The following is a 406-nucleotide window of genomic DNA, read 5'->3' as shown; positions in this document are numbered from 1 at the left end:
GATGATAAATTTGGGCTAAAGCATATTTTAGAGCAAAGAGGCAAACAATGGACAGAGCAAAAGGCACTAAAATTTGTAAGCCATTTAGGCGAAATAATCAACGAAGCTACAATAACAAAAGGTAGGGATGGCACGATAGAATTAATCACTCCAAAAAGCACAGCTATATTATCACAAAAGGGCGATAATAAATTTATATTGACGGCTTTTCGTGATAGTGGGAATAAAAAGAGATTAGAAAGTGGGAGTTATCAGACCTTCCACGATGATAACTTTACGGATAAATCGGTCTCTGTTCGCAAAGAAACAGACATTCTTTCATCCAACCATAATAAAGAGGGAAATGGCAAGACTCCCGACGATGCCATTTTTACAGCTAAGCAACCCTTAGCTAACCCCAGCGATG

Annotated in this window: 1 protein-coding gene; it reads left to right on the top strand. The window is 38.4% G+C overall.

The features are described 5' to 3' along the window. Positions 1 to 406, top strand: a 406-nt coding sequence (locus U5B17_RS09695; RefSeq protein ID WP_430805145.1) for a hypothetical protein, incomplete at both ends; no start/stop codon positions are given.

The sequence above is a fragment of the Campylobacter australis genome, assembly GCF_050586305.1.
Classification (GTDB): Bacteria; Campylobacterota; Campylobacteria; order Campylobacterales; family Campylobacteraceae; genus Campylobacter_A.
Note: the sequence above shows the minus strand (reverse complement) of the source record. Positions and strands in the feature narration are given on the sequence as shown.